This is a genomic window from Thermodesulfobacteriota bacterium (assembly GCA_036482575.1).
In the GTDB taxonomy this organism is placed as follows: Bacteria; Desulfobacterota; GWC2-55-46; order GWC2-55-46; family JAUVFY01; genus JAZGJJ01.
Genome location: JAZGJJ010000040.1, coordinates 1 through 19841, shown reverse-complemented (window position 1 = coordinate 19841; position 19841 = coordinate 1). Strand labels below are relative to the sequence as shown.

General features: G+C 58.3%; 34 protein-coding genes. All 34 read left to right on the top strand.

The window, feature by feature from the left end; genetic code table 11:
• Nucleotides 1–151: 151 nt before the first annotated feature.
• The 34 genes from rpsG (at nt 152) to rplQ (ending at nt 19430) form a co-directional block, all read left to right on the top strand.
• Nucleotides 152–622: a 30S ribosomal protein S7 gene (rpsG, locus tag V3W31_01960; GenBank protein ID MEE9613702.1), complete on the top strand. Its 471-nt coding sequence runs from the start codon at nt 152–154 to the stop codon at nt 620–622.
• 128 nt (nt 623–750) lie between these two features.
• A complete protein-coding gene (fusA, locus tag V3W31_01955) occupies nt 751–2832 on the top strand; it encodes an elongation factor G (GenBank protein ID MEE9613701.1) in 2082 nt (693 codons plus the stop codon).
• 60 nt (nt 2833–2892) lie between these two features.
• On the top strand, nt 2893–4092 hold the full coding sequence (gene tuf, locus V3W31_01950; protein ID MEE9613700.1) for an elongation factor Tu: 1200 nt from the start codon (nt 2893–2895) through the stop codon (nt 4090–4092).
• A gap of 97 nt (nt 4093–4189) precedes the next feature.
• A complete protein-coding gene (gene rpsJ, locus V3W31_01945; protein MEE9613699.1) occupies nt 4190–4501 on the top strand; it encodes a 30S ribosomal protein S10 in 312 nt (103 codons plus the stop codon).
• 173 nt (nt 4502–4674) lie between these two features.
• Nucleotides 4675–5316, top strand: a complete 642-nt coding sequence (gene rplC / locus V3W31_01940) for a 50S ribosomal protein L3 (GenBank protein ID MEE9613698.1) — start codon at nt 4675–4677, stop codon at nt 5314–5316.
• Nucleotides 5317–5318: 2 nt separating this feature from the next.
• A complete protein-coding gene (gene rplD / locus V3W31_01935; GenBank protein ID MEE9613697.1) occupies nt 5319–5936 on the top strand; it encodes a 50S ribosomal protein L4 in 618 nt (205 codons plus the stop codon).
• Nucleotides 5933–6226 carry a 50S ribosomal protein L23 gene (locus V3W31_01930; protein ID MEE9613696.1) on the top strand — a complete coding sequence of 98 codons (294 nt, stop codon included), beginning with the start codon at nt 5933–5935 and terminating at the stop codon, nt 6224–6226. The genes rplD and V3W31_01930 overlap by 4 nt, the downstream gene beginning before the upstream one ends.
• Nucleotides 6227–6239: 13 nt before the next feature.
• Entirely contained in the window at nt 6240–7070 is an 831-nt protein-coding gene (gene rplB / locus V3W31_01925; protein MEE9613695.1) for a 50S ribosomal protein L2, read from the top strand.
• Nucleotides 7070–7357: a 30S ribosomal protein S19 gene (gene rpsS, locus V3W31_01920; GenBank protein MEE9613694.1), complete on the top strand. Its 288-nt coding sequence runs from the start codon at nt 7070–7072 to the stop codon at nt 7355–7357. Before rplB ends, rpsS begins: the two co-directional genes overlap by 1 nt.
• 6 nt (nt 7358–7363) lie before the next feature.
• On the top strand, nt 7364–7699 hold the full coding sequence (rplV, locus tag V3W31_01915; GenBank protein ID MEE9613693.1) for a 50S ribosomal protein L22: 336 nt from the start codon (nt 7364–7366) through the stop codon (nt 7697–7699).
• Between the two features lie 27 nt (nt 7700–7726).
• On the top strand, nt 7727–8395 hold the full coding sequence (gene rpsC / locus V3W31_01910; protein MEE9613692.1) for a 30S ribosomal protein S3: 669 nt from the start codon (nt 7727–7729) through the stop codon (nt 8393–8395).
• 3 nt (nt 8396–8398) lie between these two features.
• Entirely contained in the window at nt 8399–8812 is a 414-nt protein-coding gene (rplP, locus tag V3W31_01905) for a 50S ribosomal protein L16 (GenBank protein MEE9613691.1), read from the top strand.
• Nucleotides 8809–9015, top strand: coding sequence for a 50S ribosomal protein L29 (rpmC, locus tag V3W31_01900; GenBank protein MEE9613690.1), 207 nt, complete (start codon nt 8809–8811; stop codon nt 9013–9015). The genes rplP and rpmC overlap by 4 nt, the downstream gene beginning before the upstream one ends.
• Nucleotides 9005–9265 (top strand): 30S ribosomal protein S17, encoded by a 261-nt coding sequence (gene rpsQ / locus V3W31_01895; GenBank protein ID MEE9613689.1) that lies wholly within the window; start codon nt 9005–9007, stop codon nt 9263–9265. The genes rpmC and rpsQ overlap by 11 nt, the downstream gene beginning before the upstream one ends.
• Complete coding sequence (gene rplN / locus V3W31_01890; protein ID MEE9613688.1) at nt 9262–9630, top strand: 50S ribosomal protein L14; 369 nt, start codon at nt 9262–9264, stop codon at nt 9628–9630. The genes rpsQ and rplN overlap by 4 nt, the downstream gene beginning before the upstream one ends.
• A 10-nt stretch (nt 9631–9640) precedes the next feature.
• Nucleotides 9641–9973, top strand: a complete 333-nt coding sequence (gene rplX / locus V3W31_01885; protein ID MEE9613687.1) for a 50S ribosomal protein L24 — start codon at nt 9641–9643, stop codon at nt 9971–9973.
• Entirely contained in the window at nt 9970–10512 is a 543-nt protein-coding gene (gene rplE, locus V3W31_01880) for a 50S ribosomal protein L5 (GenBank protein ID MEE9613686.1), read from the top strand. Before rplX ends, rplE begins: the two co-directional genes overlap by 4 nt.
• 49 nt (nt 10513–10561) lie before the next feature.
• Entirely contained in the window at nt 10562–10747 is a 186-nt protein-coding gene (locus V3W31_01875; protein ID MEE9613685.1) for a type Z 30S ribosomal protein S14, read from the top strand.
• Between the two features lie 39 nt (nt 10748–10786).
• On the top strand, nt 10787–11185 hold the full coding sequence (gene rpsH / locus V3W31_01870) for a 30S ribosomal protein S8 (GenBank protein MEE9613684.1): 399 nt from the start codon (nt 10787–10789) through the stop codon (nt 11183–11185).
• A gap of 25 nt (nt 11186–11210) precedes the next feature.
• A complete protein-coding gene (rplF, locus tag V3W31_01865; protein ID MEE9613683.1) occupies nt 11211–11759 on the top strand; it encodes a 50S ribosomal protein L6 in 549 nt (182 codons plus the stop codon).
• Between the two features lie 21 nt (nt 11760–11780).
• On the top strand, nt 11781–12140 hold the full coding sequence (gene rplR, locus V3W31_01860; protein MEE9613682.1) for a 50S ribosomal protein L18: 360 nt from the start codon (nt 11781–11783) through the stop codon (nt 12138–12140).
• Between the two features lie 14 nt (nt 12141–12154).
• Nucleotides 12155–12673 carry a 30S ribosomal protein S5 gene (rpsE, locus tag V3W31_01855; GenBank protein MEE9613681.1) on the top strand — a complete coding sequence of 173 codons (519 nt, stop codon included), beginning with the start codon at nt 12155–12157 and terminating at the stop codon, nt 12671–12673.
• On the top strand, nt 12652–12840 hold the full coding sequence (rpmD, locus tag V3W31_01850; protein ID MEE9613680.1) for a 50S ribosomal protein L30: 189 nt from the start codon (nt 12652–12654) through the stop codon (nt 12838–12840). The genes rpsE and rpmD overlap by 22 nt, the downstream gene beginning before the upstream one ends.
• 2 nt (nt 12841–12842) lie before the next feature.
• The gene (gene rplO / locus V3W31_01845) at nt 12843–13283 is read left to right on the top strand and encodes a 50S ribosomal protein L15 (protein MEE9613679.1); all 441 of its coding nucleotides are present in this window, start codon (nt 12843–12845) and stop codon (nt 13281–13283) included.
• Nucleotides 13284–13334: 51 nt separating this feature from the next.
• Entirely contained in the window at nt 13335–14573 is a 1239-nt protein-coding gene (gene secY / locus V3W31_01840; GenBank protein MEE9613678.1) for a preprotein translocase subunit SecY, read from the top strand.
• Nucleotides 14574–14583: 10 nt separating this feature from the next.
• Nucleotides 14584–15243 (top strand): adenylate kinase, encoded by a 660-nt coding sequence (locus tag V3W31_01835; GenBank protein MEE9613677.1) that lies wholly within the window; start codon nt 14584–14586, stop codon nt 15241–15243.
• The gene (gene map, locus V3W31_01830; protein MEE9613676.1) at nt 15218–15976 is read left to right on the top strand and encodes a type I methionyl aminopeptidase; all 759 of its coding nucleotides are present in this window, start codon (nt 15218–15220) and stop codon (nt 15974–15976) included. Before V3W31_01835 ends, map begins: the two co-directional genes overlap by 26 nt.
• A gap of 9 nt (nt 15977–15985) precedes the next feature.
• Nucleotides 15986–16204, top strand: coding sequence for a translation initiation factor IF-1 (gene infA, locus V3W31_01825; GenBank protein ID MEE9613675.1), 219 nt, complete (start codon nt 15986–15988; stop codon nt 16202–16204).
• 30 nt (nt 16205–16234) lie between these two features.
• On the top strand, nt 16235–16348 hold the full coding sequence (gene rpmJ / locus V3W31_01820) for a 50S ribosomal protein L36 (GenBank protein MEE9613674.1): 114 nt from the start codon (nt 16235–16237) through the stop codon (nt 16346–16348).
• 30 nt (nt 16349–16378) lie between these two features.
• Nucleotides 16379–16753, top strand: a complete 375-nt coding sequence (rpsM, locus tag V3W31_01815; protein MEE9613673.1) for a 30S ribosomal protein S13 — start codon at nt 16379–16381, stop codon at nt 16751–16753.
• Between the two features lie 15 nt (nt 16754–16768).
• Nucleotides 16769–17143: a 30S ribosomal protein S11 gene (rpsK, locus tag V3W31_01810; protein ID MEE9613672.1), complete on the top strand. Its 375-nt coding sequence runs from the start codon at nt 16769–16771 to the stop codon at nt 17141–17143.
• Between the two features lie 19 nt (nt 17144–17162).
• Nucleotides 17163–17789, top strand: coding sequence for a 30S ribosomal protein S4 (rpsD, locus tag V3W31_01805; protein ID MEE9613671.1), 627 nt, complete (start codon nt 17163–17165; stop codon nt 17787–17789).
• A gap of 42 nt (nt 17790–17831) precedes the next feature.
• Nucleotides 17832–18848, top strand: coding sequence for a DNA-directed RNA polymerase subunit alpha (locus V3W31_01800; protein ID MEE9613670.1), 1017 nt, complete (start codon nt 17832–17834; stop codon nt 18846–18848).
• 15 nt (nt 18849–18863) lie between these two features.
• Nucleotides 18864–19430: a 50S ribosomal protein L17 gene (gene rplQ / locus V3W31_01795; GenBank protein ID MEE9613669.1), complete on the top strand. Its 567-nt coding sequence runs from the start codon at nt 18864–18866 to the stop codon at nt 19428–19430.
• Nucleotides 19431–19841: the final 411 nt, after the last annotated feature.

Genomic DNA, 19841 nt, shown 5'->3' with positions numbered 1-19841 from the left:
TCATGGATACCGTGGGTGTCCAGGACAGGAAACAGAGCCGCAGCAAGTACGGCGCCAAGAGGGCAAAGTAGAGCCGGGCTCCGGTCGAGCCCATGGAGCAAGTCGGGAGGCTTCGTTCTTCTGACTTGCTTGTGCGTTAAGGAGGAAGTGAATGTCAAGGAAGGGAATAGCTCCAAAGAGGCGGGTCACCCCGGACCCCAAGTACGGAGACGCCGGTGTCGCGAAGTTCGTGAGCAAGCTCATGAGCGACGGCAAGAAGAGCGTGGCCGAGAGGGTGCTTTACGGTGCCTTCGACGTGATCGAGGAGAAGACCAAGGGCGACCCCTTGAAGGTATTCAAAAAGGCGCTTGATAACGTAAAGCCCACGCTCGAGGTCAAATCCAGAAGGGTCGGCGGGGCCACCTACCAGGTGCCCATCGAGGTAAGGCCCGACAGGAAGATGTCGCTCGCGCTCAGGTGGCTTTCCAGTTATGCCAGGAGCAGGAGCGGGAAGTCCATGAAGGATAAGCTCGCGGCCGAACTCATGGACGCCGCGGCCGGAAGGGGCGGGGCCGTGAAGAAGAGGGAAGACGTACACAAGATGGCCGCGGCCAACAAGGCGTTCGCCCATTATAGATGGTAGTAGAGCTTTTCAGTTTGCAAGCGTAACGGAGGTTTCAGAGTAAGGTTGTGAACGGTGCGTTATTGAAAGAGACTCCACGGGTCGAGCCGAAACCAAAGGCTCGTGCCGGAGGAGAGAGGTCTTCTAAAGTGGCAAGGGCCATACCCATAGAAAAACAGAGGAATATCGGGATCATGGCCCATATAGACGCGGGCAAGACCACCACCACCGAGAGGGTCCTCTACTATACCGGGGTCACCTACAAGATCGGGGAGGTCCACGAGGGCACCGCGGTCATGGACTGGATGGAGCAGGAGAGGGAGCGGGGGATAACCATTACGTCGGCGGCCACCACCTGCTCCTGGAAAGACCACACCATAAATATTATCGATACCCCGGGACACGTGGACTTCACCATAGAGGTCGAGAGGTCTCTCAGGGTCCTCGACGGCGCGGTGGCGGTCTTCTGCGCGGTCGGCGGGGTGGAGCCCCAGAGCGAAACCGTCTGGCGGCAGGCCGATAAGTACGGGGTCCCGAGGATCGCCTTCGTGAACAAGATGGACCGCGTGGGCTCGGACCTCTTCCATGTGGTGGGCATGATGGTCGACAGGCTCGGTACCCGGGCCGTCCTTATGCACCTGCCCGTAGGCTCGGAGGAGTTCTTCAAGGGGGTCGTGGACATCGTCTCGGGCAAAGCGCTCATATGGGAGGAGTCGACGCTCGGGGCCGAATACAGGGTCGAGGATATACCGGCGGATATGAAAGAGCTTTACAAAGAGTACAGAGAGAAGCTCCTGGAGGCGGCCGCGGACTTCGACGAGGCGCTTATGGAGAAGTTCCTCGAAGGTGAAGAGATAGGCGAGGAGGAGCTTAAAAAGGCGATTAGAAAAGGCACTCTCGATATGGGCATCACACCGGTATTCTGCGGCACGGCGTTCAAGAACAAGGGGGTACAGACGCTCCTCGACGCGGTCATCGACTACCTTCCCTCGCCCGTGGACGTAAAGGCCATAAAGGCGGTAGAGGTCGATACCGGTAACGATATCGAAAAAAAGGCGGATGACTCGGCTCCGTTCTCGGCCCTGGCCTTTAAGATTATGACCGACACCTACGTAGGGCAGCTCACCTTCTTCCGGGTCTACTCCGGTACGATGAGCTCCGGTTCATACACATACAACTCCACTAAAGGTAAGAAAGAGAGGATAGGCAGGCTCCTCAGGATGCACGCCGACCAGCGCGAGGAGGTAAAGCAGGTCTTCGCCGGCGACATAGCCGCGGCCGTGGGCATGAAGTACACCACCACGGGCGATACCATCTGTGATGAGGACAACGCGGTGCTCCTCGAATCCCTCGATGTGCCGGAACCCGTGGTGAGCATCGCCATAGAGCCGAAGACAAAGGCCGACCAGGAAAAGCTCGGGACCAGCCTTCAAAAACTCACGGTAGAGGACCCCTCCTTCAAGATGAAAACCGACGAAGAGACCGGCCAAACCATAATATCCGGCATGGGCGAACTGCACCTCGAAATAATAGTGGACAGGCTCTTGAGGGAGTTCAAGGTCGAGGCCAGCGTAGGAAAACCGCAGGTCGCCTACAAGGAGACCATTAGCCGGAGCGTTACGGCCGAGGGCAGGTACGTGAAGCAGACCGGCGGAAGGGGACAGTACGGACACGTCTGGCTCGAGGTCGAGCCCCAGCCAAGGGGCGGTGGCTTTGAGTTCGTAAATAAAATAGTGGGCGGGGTCGTGCCCAGAGAGTATATCTCGGCGGTCGAAAACGGTATCAGGGAGGCCACGGAGGCCGGCATCCTTTCCGGCTGCCCGGTGGTCGACGTGAAGGTAACCCTCTTCGACGGCTCCTACCATGACGTTGACTCTTCCGAGATGGCCTTTAAGATAGCCGGCTCGATCGGCTTCAAAGAGGCATCGAAGCAGGCGGGCCAGGTCCTCCTCGAGCCCATAATGGCCGTCGAGGTCGTTGTGCCGGAACAGTTCATGGGAGACGTGATAGGGGACCTTAACTCGAGAAGAGGGAAGGTGCTCGGCATGGACACCCGCAGCGGCTCGCAGGTGATATCTTCGACCGTGCCGCTGGCCAATATGTTCGGATACGTCACCGACCTTAGGAGCAAGACGCAGGGAAGGGCCTCTTTTACCATGCAGTTCTCCCACTACGAAGAAGTCCCGAACTCGGTCATGAAAGAGCTTACGGCCAAGGCGCAGGCAGGTTAGGCGGAAACGCACATACTGAAAACGGCGGGAACTACTTAAATTTTTTTTGGAGGTAGAGTTATGAGCAAGGCCAAATTCGAGAGGGACAAGCCGCACGTAAACGTAGGTACGATCGGCCACGTGGATCACGGCAAGACCACGCTCACGGCCGCCATAACCAAGGTCTTGAGCACCAGGGGGCAGGCCGACTTCCTCGCCTACGACCAGATAGACCGTGCCCCGGAGGAGAAGGAGAGGGGTCTTACGATATCCATTTCGCACGTCGAGTACCAGACCGACAACCGCCACTACGCGCACATAGACTGTCCGGGCCACGCCGACTACGTGAAGAACATGATAACCGGAGCGGCGCAGATGGACGGGGCGGTGCTGGTTGTCTCGGCCGCCGACGGCCCGATGCCTCAGACCCGCGAGCACATCCTTCTGGCGCGCCAGGTGGAGGTGCCCTACATAGTGGTCTTCCTGAACAAGACCGACCAGGTGGACGATAAGGACCTTCTCGAATTGGTGGAGTTAGAGGTAAGAGAGCTGCTCTCGATGTACAAGTTTCCCGGCGACGACATACCGATCGTTTCGGGGAGTGCGCTGAAGGCACTCGAGTGCGGCTGCGGCAAGGCGGAGTGCGAGGCGTGCGGCCCGATCCTGAAGCTTATGAGCACGCTCGACGAGTACATACCAGAGCCCAAGCGCGACATAGACAAGCCGTTCCTGATGCCCGTTGAGGACGTTTTTTCGATATCCGGCAGAGGCACGGTCGTAACGGGCCGTATCGAGCGGGGGATAGTAAAGGTCGGCGAAGAGATAGAGATAGTCGGCTTGAAGGACACCCAGAAGACGACCGTAACGGGTGTCGAGATGTTCCGTAAACTCCTTGACGAGGGCCGTGCCGGAGATAACGTGGGCTGCCTTCTGAGGGGTACGAAGAAGGAGGACGTCGAGCGAGGTCAGGTGCTGACCAAGCCCGGCGCGATAACGCCGCACACGAAGTTCAAGGGCGAGGTCTATATCTTGACGAAGGAAGAGGGCGGTCGTCACACGCCGTTCTTTAACGGCTACCGTCCGCAGTTTTACTTCCGTACGACGGACGTGACCGGCGTGTCGACTTTACCCGAGGGTACGGAGATGGTGATGCCCGGGGACAACGTGAACCTGGACATAGAGCTCATCACGCCGATAGCGATGGAGGAGGGCGTGAGGTTCGCGATAAGGGAAGGCGGCAGGACCGTCGGGGCCGGGGTCGTAACCAAGGTAGTAGAGTAGGAAGGCCGTGTGCGCGAAGAAAAAGCCTTTTACGCATCACGTATAACGCACACGCATCACGGCCTTTAACACGCATAACGGCACTTAAGGGGAGAAAGTGGATAACCAGAAAATAAGAATAAGGCTTAAGGCCTACGATCACAGGCTGCTTGACAGGTCGGTGAAGGAAATAGTGGAGACCGCCAGGCGGACGGGTGCGACCATCAAGGGCCCCATACCGCTGCCGACCAAGATAAATAAGTTCTGCGTCCTGCGCTCCCCGCACGTCGATAAGAAGAGCAGGGAACAGTTCGAGATAAGGACCCATAAGAGGCTGATGGACATAATGGAGCCCACGCAGCATACGGTCGACGCACTTATGAGGCTCGACCTGCCCGCGGGCGTGGACGTAGAGTTGAAGCTGGATTAAAAAAGGCCGTGATGCGTGTACGTTATACGTGATGCGGAAAGAACTTTAAATAAGCGCACGCACCACGGGTCTTCTTGCGCAGTATGGTTTTTCACGCATAACGCATCACGCACACGCATCACGGGTTTTCTTACGCATCACGGCCTTTAACACGCATAACGGGTTTATAGACAATGATAGAAGGCATACTTGCCAAAAAATTAGGGATGACTCAGATCTTCTCCGCTGACCGTGTGGTACCGGTGACCGTCGTGAAGGCCGATCTCTGCCACGTAACGCAGCGTAAGACCCGCGAGAAGGACGGCTACGACGCGGTCCAACTCGGCTTCGAGGAGAAGAAAGAGGCGAGGACGCCGAAACCCATGCAGGGGCACTTCAAGAAGGCGGGCACCCCGAACCTGTATCATGTCGCCGAGTTCGGGGGCGAGGAACTGGACGCCTACAAGCCGGGCCAGGCCGTTAAGTGCTCGGAGGTCTTCAAGGTGGGTGACGTGGTGGACATACGCGCCCGCTCCAAGGGCAGGGGCTTTGCAGGCGTGATAAAGAGGTGGAACTTCAGCAGGGGACCGATGAGCCACGGCTCCGGGCACAACAGGGCCCCGGGCTCCATAGGGCAGAGCGCCTACCCCTCGAAGGTCTTCAAGGGGATTAAGTTGCCGGGACAGATGGGAAATAAGGAAATTACCATACAGAACCTGGAGGTCGTCGACATCAACGAGGAAGAGAACATCATGCTCGTTAAGGGCTGCGTGCCCGGCCCGATGGGCGCGGTCCTTACCATAACGAGATCTATTAAGAAGAAGGGGCGGGGTTAGTCATGGCGACCGTGGACGTACTTAACGCTGACGGGAAGAAAGTTTCCACGCTGGAGCTCAAAGAGGGGCTTTTCGACGGCAAGGTGAACGAAGCGCTCTTCTACGAGGTGGTTAAGATGCAGCTGGCCTCCAGGAGGGCCGGTACCGCCTCGACCAAGACGCGAGCCGAAGTGCGCGGGAGCGGGGCCAAGCCCTGGAAGCAGAAGGGGAGCGGAAGGGCGAGGGTAGGCTCGAAGAGGTCGCCTATATGGAGGCACGGTGGAGTTACCTTCGGTCCGAAGCCCAGGGACTACTCCTACAAGGTACCGAAAAAGGTCGTAAGGGGCGCGCTCAAGTCGGCACTCCAGTTGAAGATTAACGAAGGCAAGCTCAGGATATTAGACACGATCGAGCTCAAGGAGCCCAGGAGCAAAGAGGCGCTGGAGCTTTTCGGGAAGGCGAAGCTCACCAGTGCACTCGTGGTCACAGACGGGAGGAGCAGGAACCTCGAACTCGCCACCAGGAACCTTCAGGCCTTCAAGGCCATTGACGTGGCGGGTCTTAACGTTTATGACGTGCTGCGCTACGACGAGTTGGTGATGGCAAAGAACGCCTTTGAAAAGGTGGAGTCCACGTTATGATGAAGGACCATTACTCGATAATAAAGGGGCCGGTTATAACCGAGAAGTCGGCCATGCAGGGCGGAGAGGGGAACACCGTCGTTTTCTGGGTGAATCCGAAGGCCAATAAGAAAGAGATAAAAGAGGCGGTCGAGAAGATCTTTAACGTGGGGGTCACCGGCGTGAACACCCACAGGCTGCAGGGCAAGGTAAAGAGGATGGGAAAATATTCCGGCAGGAGGCCTCTCAGGAAAAAGGCCTACGTATCGCTTAAAAAGGGCGATAGCATAGAGCTTTTCGGGGGAGCATAAGGGTTAGGAAGTTATGCCGATAAAGACCTATAAACCAACCTCTCCGGGAACGAGAGAGAGAACGACGGTCGTATTCGAGGGGGACGGAGATAAGAGGCCCGAGAAGGCGCTTACCGTACCCAGGAAACGCACCGGCGGCCGCAATGTCAGGGGCAGGGTAACGAGCCGCTGGAGGGGCGGGGGGCATAAGAGGCTCCTCCGGCTTATAGACTTCAAGCGGGATAAACGAGGTGTGCCCGCCAAGGTCGCGGCCATCGAGTACGACCCGAACCGCTCGGCCAATATAGCGCTCCTCCATTACGCGGACGGTGAAAAGAGGTACATACTCGCCCCCCACGAGCTCGGCGCCGGCGATACGGTCATGGCCGGAGAGGGCGCGGACATACGCCCCGGGAACGCGCTGCCGCTCGGCACCATACCGCTGGGAACCTTCGTCCATAATATCGAGATGAAGGTCGGCAAGGGCGGGCAGCTCGTAAGGAGCGCCGGCGGCTACGCGCAGCTTATGGCCAAGGAGGGCAAGTACGCTACCGTAAAGCTCCCCTCCAACGAGGTCAGGCTTATCCGCCAGGACTGCTATGCCACCATCGGGCAGCTCGGCAACCTCGACCACGAGAACGTGTCCATAGGCAAGGCGGGCAGGAACCGCTGGCTCGGCAGGCTCCCCAGGGTAAGGGGCGTGGTCATGAACCCGGTCGACCACCCCCACGGCGGAGGAGAGGGCAAGAGCAAGGGAAGGAACCACCCCCAGAGTCCATGGGGAGTGCTGGCCAAGGGATATAAGACGAGGAAGAAACGGAAGGACTCGGACAGGTATATAGTGACCAGGAGGAAGAAAAAGTAGTGAGATCTCTTAAGAAAGGACCGTTCGTTGACGACCACCTGACGAGGAAAGTCGACAGGGCCGTAGAGCAGAAGAGCAGGAAGGTCATAAAGACCTGGTCCAGGCGGTCGATGATAGTGCCCGAGATGGTGGGTCTCACCATAGCGGTGCATAACGGGAAAAAGTTCATCCCGGTTTTTATAACCGAGAACATGATAGGGCACAGGCTCGGGGAGTTCTCCCCGACCCGTACATTCCACGGGCACTCGGGTCTTAAGAAGACCAGGGTGGCGGCACCCAAGAAGTAGCTTATTATGGAAACCAGAGCTATCGCAAAGTACGTAAAAGTTTCTCCGCAGAAGGCGCGTCTTGTCGTGGACCAGATAAGGGGGAAGCGGGTGGACGAAGCGCTCTCGGTGCTGGACTTGAGCAACAAGGCCGTTGCCAGGGACGTCAGAAAAGTTCTGAAGAGTGCCGTGGCCAACGCCGAGAACAACGACAAGCTCGAGGGCGACAGGCTTTTCATTAAAGCCGCGTGCGTGGATAAAGGCCCGACCGTGAAGCGCATGAGGCCGAGGGCCATGGGCAGGGCGAACGTAATACGTAAAAGGTCGAGCCACATAACGATCGTGCTCGGCGAGCGGAAGTAGAGTTCCGCGACAGCCAAGGAGGTTGGTTTGGGTCAGAAGGTTCATCCTATAGGTTTCAGGCTCGGGATATACAGGGGCTGGAGTTCCAGGTGGTACGCCGAGAAGAACTACGCCAAGTGCGTGCACGAGGACCTGAAGATAAGGGAGTTCGTTAAGAAGCGGCTCTACCACGCGGGCATATCCAGGATAGAGATAGAGCGGGCCGCGGACAACGTGAAGGTCATAATCCATACCGCCAGGCCGGGTATAGTCATAGGGAAGAGGGGGGCCGAGGTGGACCTTATGAAAAAGCAGCTCGTCGGGGTCATAGGCAAGCCCGTGGACCTGGACATAGTGGAGGTCAGGAAGCCCGACATAGAGGCCCAACTCGTCGCCGAGAACGTGGCAATGCAGCTTATAAGGAGGGTCGCCTTCAGGCGGGCCATGAAGAAGGCCGTCTCGACGGCGCTCAGGATGGGTGCCAAGGGGATAAAGATAACATGCGCGGGCAGGCTCGGCGGCAGCGAGATAGCCCGCAGCGAGTGGTACAGGGACGGCCGCGTGCCGCTCCATACACTTAAGGCCGACATAGACTACGGCATTGCCGAGGCCAAGACCACTTACGGTATTATCGGGGTGAAGGTCCTTATCTATAAGGGTGACGTGGAGACCAAGGCGTCCGCCCGCAAGGCGGCCGCGGAGGCGAAGGGTAGATAGACCATGTTGATGCCCAAGAGGACAAAGTTCCGTAAACAGCAGCGCGGCAGGCGCAGGGGGATGGCCCAGTGCGGCTCCACCCTGAGCTTCGGCATGTACGGGCTGAAGGCCATCGAGTGCGGCTGGCTCTCCACGCGCGAGATAGAGGCCGCCAGGATTACCATGACCCGTTATATAAAAAGGGGCGGCAAGATATGGATAAGGATGTTCCCGGATAAGCCCATAAGCAAAAAGCCGGCCGAGACCAGGATGGGCAAGGGCAAGGGCGCGCCCGAGGACTGGGTGGCCGTCATAAAGCCGGGACGTATACTTTACGAGATGGAGGGCGTCACCGAGGAGGTCGCCAAGGAGGCGTTCAGGCGCGCGGCGCACAAGCTCTCCATACCGACCAGGTTCGTAAAGAGGGAGGCGGTATGAAGCCCGAAGAGCTGAGGGCCATGACCCTCGACGAGATTAGGAAGACCGAAGAGGACCTCGCCTCCGAGCTCTTCAACCTCAGGATGCAGCAGGCGGGCGGGCAGTCCGAGAACCCCCTGAAGATCCGTTTTGTGAGAAGGGACATCGCGAGGACCAAGACCATAATAGCCGAGAAGGAGAGAGAGGCGCACCATGGCGGATAGCAGGGGCAGAAGGAAAATACTGGTGGGCAATGTCCTGAAAGACAGCATGCAAAAGAGCGTGGTCGTCTCCATAGAGAGAGTCACCAAGCACCCGCTTTACGGGAAGTACATAAAGAAGCATGTCAAGTACATGGCCCACGACGAGAAGGGCGAGTGCGGCCGCGGGGACAGGGTGTCTATAGTGGAGACCCGCCCCATGAGCAGTCGCAAGAGGTGGCGTGTTACGGAGATTCTGGAGAAGGCGAAATGATCCAGATGCAGTCAGTGGTGGGGGTCGCCGACAACTCAGGCGCGAGAAAGGTCTACTGTATACGCGTGGTGGCGGCCTCGAACAAGACTTACGCCCGCATAGGGGACGTTATAGTGGGCAGTATAAAGGAAGCCATACCCCAGTCCAAGGTCAAGAAGGGTGAAGTGATAAGGGCCGTGGTCGTGAGGACCGTAAAGGGGTCCAAGCGCGCCGACGGCTCGCACATAAAGTTCGACGAGAACTCGGTGGTGCTGCTTACCAAGGACAACGAGCCCATAGGCACCAGGATATTCGGCCCCGTGGCGAGGGAGCTCCGGGCCAAGAAGTTCATGAAGATAATTTCGTTGGCACCAGAGGTGCTGTGAGGACACAACTATGATCCCGAACCCGAGATATAAGATAAGGAAGGACGACCAGGTAATGGTCGTGAGCGGCAAGGAGAAGGGCAAGACCGGCAGGGTTATGCGCGTCATACCCAACCGCGGGACGGTGGTGCTCGAAAAGCTCAATATGGTCAAGCGCCATACCAAGCCCTCCTCCAAGCACCGCCACGGAGGGATAATCGAAAAAGAGGCGCCCATAGCCGTCTCGAACGTAATGATAATTTGCGATAAGTGCAACAAGCCCGTCAGGGTCGGGAAGAAGCTCCTGGAGGACGGCAGAAGGGCGAGGTGTTGCAGGAAGTGCGGCGAGGTACTCGACAAATGAGGCCGAGAGTCAAGGAGATATACGTAAAGGACGTCGCCCCGGCCATGATGAAGGAGTTCGGCTACGGCAACCCCATGGAGGTGCCGAAGCTGAAGAAGATAAATCTCAATATGGGGTTGGGCGAGGCGATCAATGATATCAAGGTTATAGACGCGGCGGTGAAGGACATGGCCGCTATTGCGGGCCAGAAGCCGATCGTCACCAGGGCCAGGAAGTCGATAGCCAACTTCAAGCTCAGGGAGGGCATGCCCATCGGGTGCGCGGTGACGCTCAGGGGGAACATGATGTACGAGTTCTTCGACAGGCTCGTGAACTTCGCCATACCGAGGATAAGGGACTTCAAGGGGATACCCGACAGGTCCTTCGACGGAAGGGGCAACTATACGCTCGGCATAAAAGAGCAAATAGTCTTCCCCGAGGTAGACTACGACAAGATAGACAGGATAAGGGGACTCAACATAACCATAACCACGACGGCAGGGTCGGACGAGGAGGCAAAGGCGCTCCTCAAGCACATGGGGATGCCGTTCAGGAATTAGGCTGTTTTACGCGGCGCCTAACCGGCCGCGGCAGTCCGGAGGTGTTTGATTGGCAAAGAAGTCTCTTATAGCGAAGGCCAAGAGGAAGAAGAAGTTCAAGGTCAGGGAGTACAACCGCTGTCCCGTGTGCGGGAGGGCGAGGGCGTACTACAGGAAGTTCGACATGTGCAGGATATGCCTGCGCGATATGGCCTTGAGGGGAGACCTGCCGGGCGTTACGAAGTCGAGCTGGTAGGTCCAAGGGACCCTTAAAGACAGCGGGAGAGTATAGAATATGACGATGACAGATCCCATTGCGGATTTACTTACCAGGATAAGGAACGCCATAGGGGCCAAGCACCCCGACCTTACCGTGCCCGGCTCGAAGCTCAAGTGCGAGGTGGCCAGGATACTCAAGGAGGAGGGCTACATCACCGACGCCGCCTTCACCAAGGACAACAAGCAGGGGACGATAAAGATAAAGCTGAAGTACGCGCCTTCGAAGAAGAGCGTTATAACGAACATCCGGAGGGTGAGCAAGCCCGGATGCAGGGTATACGTTGGGAGCGAAGATGTGCCGAGGATATTGAACGGCCTCGGCGTTGCCATACTCTCGACCTCGAAAGGGGTTATCACCGACAGCAAGGCGAGGGAACTGAAGGTCGGTGGAGAGGTACTCTGTTCCGTCTACTGACGGGTCGGGCGAGGATACGAACCGTATGTCACGTATAGGAAAGATACCGATAGAGGTCCCGAGCGGCATCAAGGTCGCGATGGCCGGTAGTACCCTGAGCGTGAAGGGCCCGGGGGGGAGCCTGGGTCTGTCCGTAAGGGATGAGGTCTCCGTGGATATAAGCGGCTCCACGGTGAAGGTCTCTCCCAGGGACGGCGGCGGCAGGATATCGAGGGAGCTGCACGGCCTTACGAGGACCCTTATAGCCAACATGATCAAGGGTGTCTCCGAGGGGTTCGAGAAAAAGCTCGAGATAGTCGGAGTTGGGTACAAGGCCGAAGTCAAGGGAGACGGCCTTGTGCTGTATCTGGGCTACTCCAAACCTGTTACATACAAGTTGCCCGAGGGCATAAAGGCCTCCGTGGACAAGCAGACCTCGGTTACGGTCAAGGGCGCGGACAAACAGCGGGTAGGACAGGCCGCCGCGGAGATAAGGGCGTTCAGGAAGCCCGAGCCGTATAAGGGCAAGGGTGTCAGGTACGCCGGTGAGCAGGTAAGGCGGAAGGCAGGCAAGGCGGGCAAGGGCGCCGCTTAAGCGAGAGGTGTTATGGCGGGAATGGTAAAAAAGCGTACCGGCCACGATAGGAGAAAGGCCAGGGTAAGGAAGAAGGTGCGGGGCGGCGCGGAGCGCATGAGGCTCAACGTGTACCGGAGCAACAAGCACATATACGCCCAGATAATCGATGACCCGGCGGGCAGGGTCGTGCTCACGGCATCCACGATGAATGAAGGTCTGAAGGGCGAGCTCTCCAAGCTGAGCAAGGTCGACGCGGCCAGGAAAGTAGGGGAGTTCGTGGGGAAGCTCGCAAAAGAAAAGGGTGTGGTGAAGGTCGTTTTCGACAGAAGCGCCTACCTCTACCACGGCAGGGTAAAGGCGCTGGCCGATGGGGCCAGGGCCTCGGGGCTTGAGTTCTAAGAGAAGGAGGGTCTTTGAAAAGGACGGACACGGATACCAGGGAGCTTAAGGACCGGCTCGTATACCTTAACAGGGTAGCGAAGGTGGTCAAGGGCGGGAAGCGTTTCAGCTTCAACGCCATAGTGGTAGCCGGCGACGGCAAGGGCAAGGTCGGGGTAGGGCTCGGCAAGGCCAACCAGGTGCCCGAGGCCATAAGGAAGGCTACGGAGAACGCCAAGAAGTCGCTCTTTACCGTCCCCATCATAAAGGATACGATACCGCACGCGGTCGTGGGCGCCTACGGCGCGGGCAGGGTCATAATGAAACCGGCCGCTCCCGGCACCGGCATAATCGCCGGAGGCGGGGTGAGGGCCGTGGTCGAGACCGTCGGCATACAGAACGTGCTCACGAAGTCGCTCGGGTCCAACAACCCGCACAACGTCGTGAAGGCCACCTTAAACGCGCTTGAACAGCTGAGGAGCCCCGAGACGGTCGCCGGGCTCAGAGGCAAAATGGTAGAGGAGTTGAGTCAATGTCCGGAGACGCAAAAATAAAGGTCACATTGAAAAAGAGCGGCAGCGGGTACCCGGAGAGGCAGAAACGGACGCTTCTGGGGCTCGGGCTGAAGAGGCTTAACGGCTCCAGGGAGCTTCGGGACACCCCGGCTATAAGGGGCATGATAAACAAGGTTTCCCACCTGGTAACGGTGGAGAAGGTATAGTTATGCTTAGCAGGCTGAAGCCCCCGAGCGGGGCGGTAAAGAAACCCAAGAGGGTCGGTCGCGGAGAGGGCTCCGGGCTCGGCAAGACCTGCGGCAGGGGGACCAAGGGACAGAACTCCAGGGCCGGCGGGGGCGTGAAGGCCGGCTTCGAGGGCGGGCAGATGCCGCTTCAGAGGCGGCTCCCGAAGAGGGGCTTTACCAACATATTCAAGACCTCCTACAGCGTGTTTAACGTTGGCAGGCTCTCCGAGGCCTTCAGTTCCGGGGACACGGTCGATGCCGCGGCCCTTCTGGACAAAGGTCTTCTAAGGAAAAAGGGAGTAGGGGTGAAGATACTCGGTGAGGGAGAGATAAAGAAAAAACTTACGGTCAAGGTCGCATGCTTCAGCAAGTCCGCCAGGGAGAAGATAGAGGCCGCCGGCGGCAAGGCGGAGGTAGTGTAGTTGGCCGCATTCCCGAGTATATCCAAGATACCGGAGCTTAACCGCAGGATAATGCTGACCCTTATCCTGTTGGCGATATACAGGATAGGGGTGTTTATTCCGACTCCGGGGGTGGACGCGGAGGCGCTGGCGGGGTTCTTCAAGGCCGCCAGGGGCACGATACTGGACTTCGCCACGATGTTCACCGGTGGGGCGCTCGAGAGGTTTTCAGTCTTCGCTCTCGGCATCATGCCCTACATAAGCGCCTCCATTATACTGCAGCTCATGACCGTGGTCTCTCCCACGATCGAGAAGCTCAAGAAGGAAGGCGAGCAGGGAAGGAAGAAGATAACCGAGTATACGAGGTACCTGACGGTGGTCCTGGCCGCCGTGCAGGGACTCATGATAAGCGTCGGCCTTGAGAGGATGGAGGGGCCGGCCGGCGAGCCCATAGTCCTCACCCCGGGGTGGTCCTTCAGGATAATGACCATGATAACGCTCACCGCGGGCACGGCCTTTATAATGTGGCTCGGGGAGCAGATAACCGAAAGGGGGATAGGCAACGGCATATCTCTTATAATCTGCGCCGGCATAGTGGCGATGATGCCGTCGGCCATCGGGAACACTATAACCCAGGTGCGTTCCGGGGAGATGGCCGCGCTCGTGGTGCTGCTCCTCCTTTTCCTCATGATAGGGGTGATAGGCTTCATCGTGTTCATGGAGACGGCGCAGAGGAGGATACCCATACAGTATCCGAGGAGGGTCGTCGGCAGGAAGATGACGGCCGGCGGGACGCAGCACCTGCCGCTGAAGGTGAACTCCGCGGGGGTCATACCCCCGATATTCGCCTCCTCGATCATCATATTCCCGGCGACCGTGGCGCAGTTTATAGACGTCCCGGGCATGCAGTTCCTGGCCGACAGTCTGTCCCCGGGCGGCATTCTATACAACGCCATCTTTGTGGCCTTGATAATATTCTTTGCCTACTTTTATACCGCCATACAGTTCGACCCGAAGGACGTGGCGGAGAACTTGAAGAAGAACGGCGGCTTCGTGCCGGGGATAAGGCCCGGCCCGAATACGGCCGACTACATAGACAGAATACTAACGAGGCTGACGCTCTGGGGGGGGCTCTACCTCTCGGCGGTCTGCGTTCTGCCGTCCATACTCCAATGGAGGTTCAACGTCCCGTTCTACTTCGGCGGGACCGCGCTCCTCATTGTGGTGGGCGTTGCCTTGGATACGGCACAGCACGTCGAGAGCCACATGATGGCGAGGTCCTACGACAGGTTCCTTAAGAAGGGGAAATAAGGAGGATGCCGTGAATATGGTACTGTTGGGCGCACCGGGTGCCGGCAAGGGCACCCAGGCGAAGCTCTTGTCAGAGAGGTTCAACGTCCCCCAGATATCGACAGGCGACATCCTCCGGGCCAACGTAAGCGAAGAGACGGCGCTCGGCAAGAAGGCCAGGGAATATATGGACAGGGGGGCGCTCGTCCCCGACGAGATCGTCGTCGGCATGGTGGCATGGCGCATAGAAAAGCCGGACTGCGCCGCGGGGTTCATACTCGACGGCTTCCCCAGGAACATCGCCCAGGCCGAGGCCACCGAGGAGATGCTCGCGAAGACCGGCAGGACGATAGGCCTCGTTATCGGCATAGAGGTGGACAGGGAGGAGTTGGTGAAGCGGCTCGGCGGCCGGAGGGTTTGCAGGGAGTGCGCCGCCGCTTACCATACCACCTTCAACCCGCCCGCTAAAGAGGGCATATGCGACGCCTGCGGCGAGGAGCTCTACCAGAGGGACGACGACACGGAAAAGACTATCAGCGAAAGGCTCGACGTGTACGGGAAGGAGACGTTCCCGCTCGCCGGCTACTATAAGAAGAAGGGGACCTTCAGGGCCGTTGACGGCAGGGGCGAGGTTGACCGGATAACAGACAGTATAGTGAGCGCCATTGAGAGAGGAAGCGATAATACTTAAGTCCAGCGATGAGATAGAGACGCTAAGAAAGGTCAACCTGATAGTGGCAGAGGTCCTTCAGAGGTTGAAAGAGTCGGTCAGGGCCGGCGCGACCACGATGGACCTCGAGAGGATATGCGAAGAGGAACTCGCCAGGAGGAAGGCCAGGCCGGCCTTCAAGGGTTACAGGGATTACCCGTTCTGCCTTTGTACCTCGGTTAACGAGGAGGTCGTGCACGGGATGCCGTCGAAGAGGATCCTGGAAGAAGGCGACATACTCAGTATAGACTGCGGCGTATATCATGACGGGTTTTACGGGGACGCGGCGGTTACCATGGCTATCGGCGAGGTTTCGGAAGAGGCCGAGAGGCTCATGGCGGTCACCGAGGGGGCGCTTGAGAGGGGTATAGACCGCGCGCGGGTGGGGGGCCGGCTTTTCGACATATCGGCCTCCATACAGAGCCATGCCGAGGACGAGGGCTTTTCGGTCGTTACGGCCTTTGTGGGGCACGGCATCGGAAGGGAACTGCACGAGCCCCCGCAGGTCCCGAACTTCGGCAAAGCCGGCAGGGGTGTGAGGCTTAAGGAGGGTATGGTCCTCGCCCTCGAGCCCATGATAAACGCGGGTACCGCCGATATTGATATTCTCGACGACGGCTGGACCGCGGTGACGGCGGACGGAAGACTCTCGGCGCACTTCGAGCACTCCGTGGCCATAACCGGAAACGGGCCTTACGTGTTGAGCAGGCTTTAAGGAACGGGGATGCCCAAAGAAGATGCCATAGAGGTCGAGGGTACGGTCGTCGAGACGCTGCCGAACGCCATGTTCCGCGTGGAGCTCGAGAACGGCCACAAGGTGCTGGCCCACGTTTCGGGAAAGATGAGGATGTACTTCATAAAGATACTCCCTGGCGACAAGGTGACGGTGGAGCTCTCGCCGTACGACTTGACCCGTGGGAGGATAACCTACAGGGCAAAGTAGACGGGGAGCGGCGGACCCGGAGAGGCGGACATGAAAGTAAGAAGTTCGGTAAAGAAGATGTGCACCAAGTGCAAGATAGTAAAGCGCAAGGGCGTTGTAAGGGTGGTCTGCGTAAACCCCAAGCATAAGCAGAGGCAGGGGTAGGGCTCGCCGTAAAAGCAAGGAGGTTTTAAGGTGGCAAGGATTGCCGGAGTCGACCTGGACAAGAACAAGAGGACCGACATCGCACTGACCAAGATCTACGGCATAGGCAGGGTGTCCAGCAGGAAGATACTCGCCGAGGCCGGTGTGGACCCCGCCGTAAGGACCAAGGACCTTACCGAGGCCCAGGTAACGGACATAAGGAAGGCCATAGATGCGAGCCATACCGTGGAAGGTGACTTGAGGCGTGAGGTCTCCATGCACATAAAGAGGCTCGTCGATATCGGCGCCTACAGGGGAATAAGGCACAGGAAGAACCTTCCGGTGCGGGGTCAAAGGACCAGCACCAACGCGAGGACCAGGAAGGGCCCGCGCAAGGGCGCCGTTTCGATAAAGAAGGCGGACTAAGACGGAGGAAGAGAGATGGCTAAGGGCAAGAAAGAGAAGAAGAACATATCCAGGGGCGTGGCGCACATAAAGGCCACCTTCAACAACACTATAGTGACCATTGCCGACCCGGCGGGTAACGTGATCGCGTGGTCCAGCTCGGGCAGTTCCGGCTTCAAGGGTTCGAGGAAGGGTACGCCGTTCGCGGCGCAGAAGGCCGCCGAGGGCGCGGCAAAGAAGGCGATGGAATGCGGTATGAGGACGGTGGACGTTTATATAAACGGCCCCGGGGCGGGCAGAGAGGCGGCCCTCAGGGCGCTCCAGTCCGCGGGCTTCAGCATAAGCCTTATAAGGGACGTAACGCCTATACCGCACAACGGGTGCAGGCCGCCAAAGAGAAGAAGGGTCTAAAAAGGCAAGGGAGGAAGACGTGGCAAGGTATAAGGAATCAGTATGTAAGCTCTGCAGGCGCGAGGGAATGAAGCTCTTTTTCAAGGGCGACAGGTGCTACACGGACAGGTGTTCCTTTGAGAGGAGGAGCTACCCCCCGGGCCAGCACGGCCAGGGCAGGAGCAAGACCAGCGAGTACGCGCTGCAGCTGAGAGAGAAGCAGAAGGTAAAGCGCGTCTACGGGCTCATGGAAGGGCAGTTCAGGAACACCTTCCGCAGGGCCGAGAGGATCAGGGGCGTGACGGGAGAGAACCTCATGAGTCTTCTTGAGAGGAGGCTCGACAACGTGGTCTACCGGCTCGGTTTCACCAGTTCGAGGAGCGAGGCGCGGATGCTCGTCACCCAGGGCCACTTCCGGGTGAACGGCAAGAAGGTCAACATCCCGTCCTACTGTATAAGGGCAAACGATATCGTGGCCCTTGCGGAGAAGAGCAGGAAGGTGGCCAGGTTCGCGGAGAGCATCGGGGCCGTCGAGAGGAGAGGCGTTCCGGAATGGCTCTCGCTCGAGAAGGACGACTTCAAGGGCACCGTGATGAGGCTCCCTAAAAGAGAGGACACCACCCTGCCGATACAGGAACATCTTATAGTGGAGCTTTACTCGAAGTAGGTCATTTATTATAAGGAACGGCAATCTTAAAACGGGGGTATTATGCAGAAAAACTGGCGTGAACTGGTTAAGCCTAAAAAACTAGAGGTCGACAGGGACACACTTACCGACACCTACGGCAAGTTCGTAGCCGAGCCCATGGAGAGGGGTTTCGGGCTTACCGTGGGGAACTCTCTGAGGAGGATACTCCTGTCCTCGCTGCGCGGCGCGGCTATAACCAGTGTCAGGTTCGACGGCGTGCTGCATGAGTTCTCCTCCATCTCCGGGGTGAAGGAGGACGTCTCCGACATGATACTTAACCTGAAGCAGGTCAGGCTCAGCATGGACGGCGAGGGCCCCAGGACCTTGAAGCTCAAGATAAAGGGGCCGGCCGAGGTCAAGGCCTCCGACCTGGAGACCGACGATTCCGTCGGTGTGCTTAACCCGGACCTCCACATAGTCTCGATCGCCAAGGACGGGAAGATCGATTGCGAGATGGAGGCCGGCACGGGTCAGGGCTACGTCCCGGCCGAGAGGAACAAGGCCCCGGAACAGCCGATCGGCACCATACCCATAGACTCGATATTCCAGCCGGTCTCGAAGGTGAACTTCGACGTCACACACGCGAGGGTCGGCCAGAGGACCGATTACGATAAGCTTACCATGGAGGTGTGGACCACCGGGGCGGTGGACCCGCAGAACGCCGTGGCCATAGCCGCCAAGATATTGAAGGACCAGTTGAGCGTATTTATCACCTTCGAAGAGGGGCATGAAGAGGTCGAGGAGGGGTCCGAAGTCAGGCCCGCCTTCAACGAGAACCTCTTTAAGACGGTCGACGAGCTTGAGCTCTCGGTCAGGTCCGCGAACTGCCTTAAGAACGCCAACATCAAGTACATCGGCGAGATGGTGCGTAAGACCGACCAGGAGATGCTCAAGACCAAGAACTTCGGCAGGAAGTCCTTCAACGAGATAAAGGAGATACTCCACGGCATGGGGCTGGATTTCGGTATGAATCTCGAGGGTTTCCCTCCGAGGGAAGATCTCGATAAGGTGCACCTTGAGCGCAAGGAGCCGGCGTAAAGGTACGGGGGAGATATGAGACACAACAGGGACGATAAGAGGTTTTCGAGGCCCTCGGGGCACTTAAGGTGTATGATGGCCAACCTCACCAACGACCTTATTACCAAGGGACGGATACGTACCACCCTGCCGAAGGCGAAGGAGCTCAGGCGTTACGCCGAGAAGATGATAACCCTCGGCAAGCGCGGTACGCTCTCGGCCCGGCGCCGCGCCATGGCCTTCATGGGCAGCAAGAGAGCGGTGACGAGCCTCTTTGCCGAGGTCGCACCGATGTACATGGAGCGCAGCGGCGGCTACACCAGGGTGCTGAAGATCGGGGTCAGGCCGGGCGACTGCGCACCCATGTCCATAATAGAGCTCGTGGAGGGGAAGGCACCGGCCGAGGGGGCATCGGACAAGCCGGCCAAAAAGAAGCCCGCGGCCAAGAAAGCGGCACCCAGGAAAGCGGCCGCCAAAAAGCCTGTAGCTCCGAAGAAGGCCGCGGCAGCCAGGAAGGCGGCCACGAAGAAGCCTGTAGCGGCCAAGAAGGCGGCCCCGAAAAAGCCCGCGGCCAAAAAGACCGCAACCAGAAAGAAGGGGTAGGGTTGACAAACACCGCTTGATGCGTTTACATGATAAGATGATTTACGGCACGGCAAAAATATCCGAAGAGTTTCTGACGGCGGCGGGCCTCACCGGTTGGTGGCGGCTGGATGGTATCAGTATGCCCGCAGCCTTGCCGTAGTCGGAGTTTCATAGCAACCTCAAGGCCGTGGGTACAAACCCACGGCCTTTTTATTTGGAGAAGAAGGCAAAACGGCTTTTAGCCGCGTCACGCTGGCCAGTGCCGTTTGACTCGCGCGACGGCTGTGTGATAACCTTTTATGATTACGGATATGACTATGAAAAAAGCCATATATTTCCCTCCCTTAGAGGAGTTCAAGAAGATGGCCCGGGACCATAACGTCGTCTCGGTCTCGCGGGACATCCTCGCCGACACCGAGACCCCCGTCT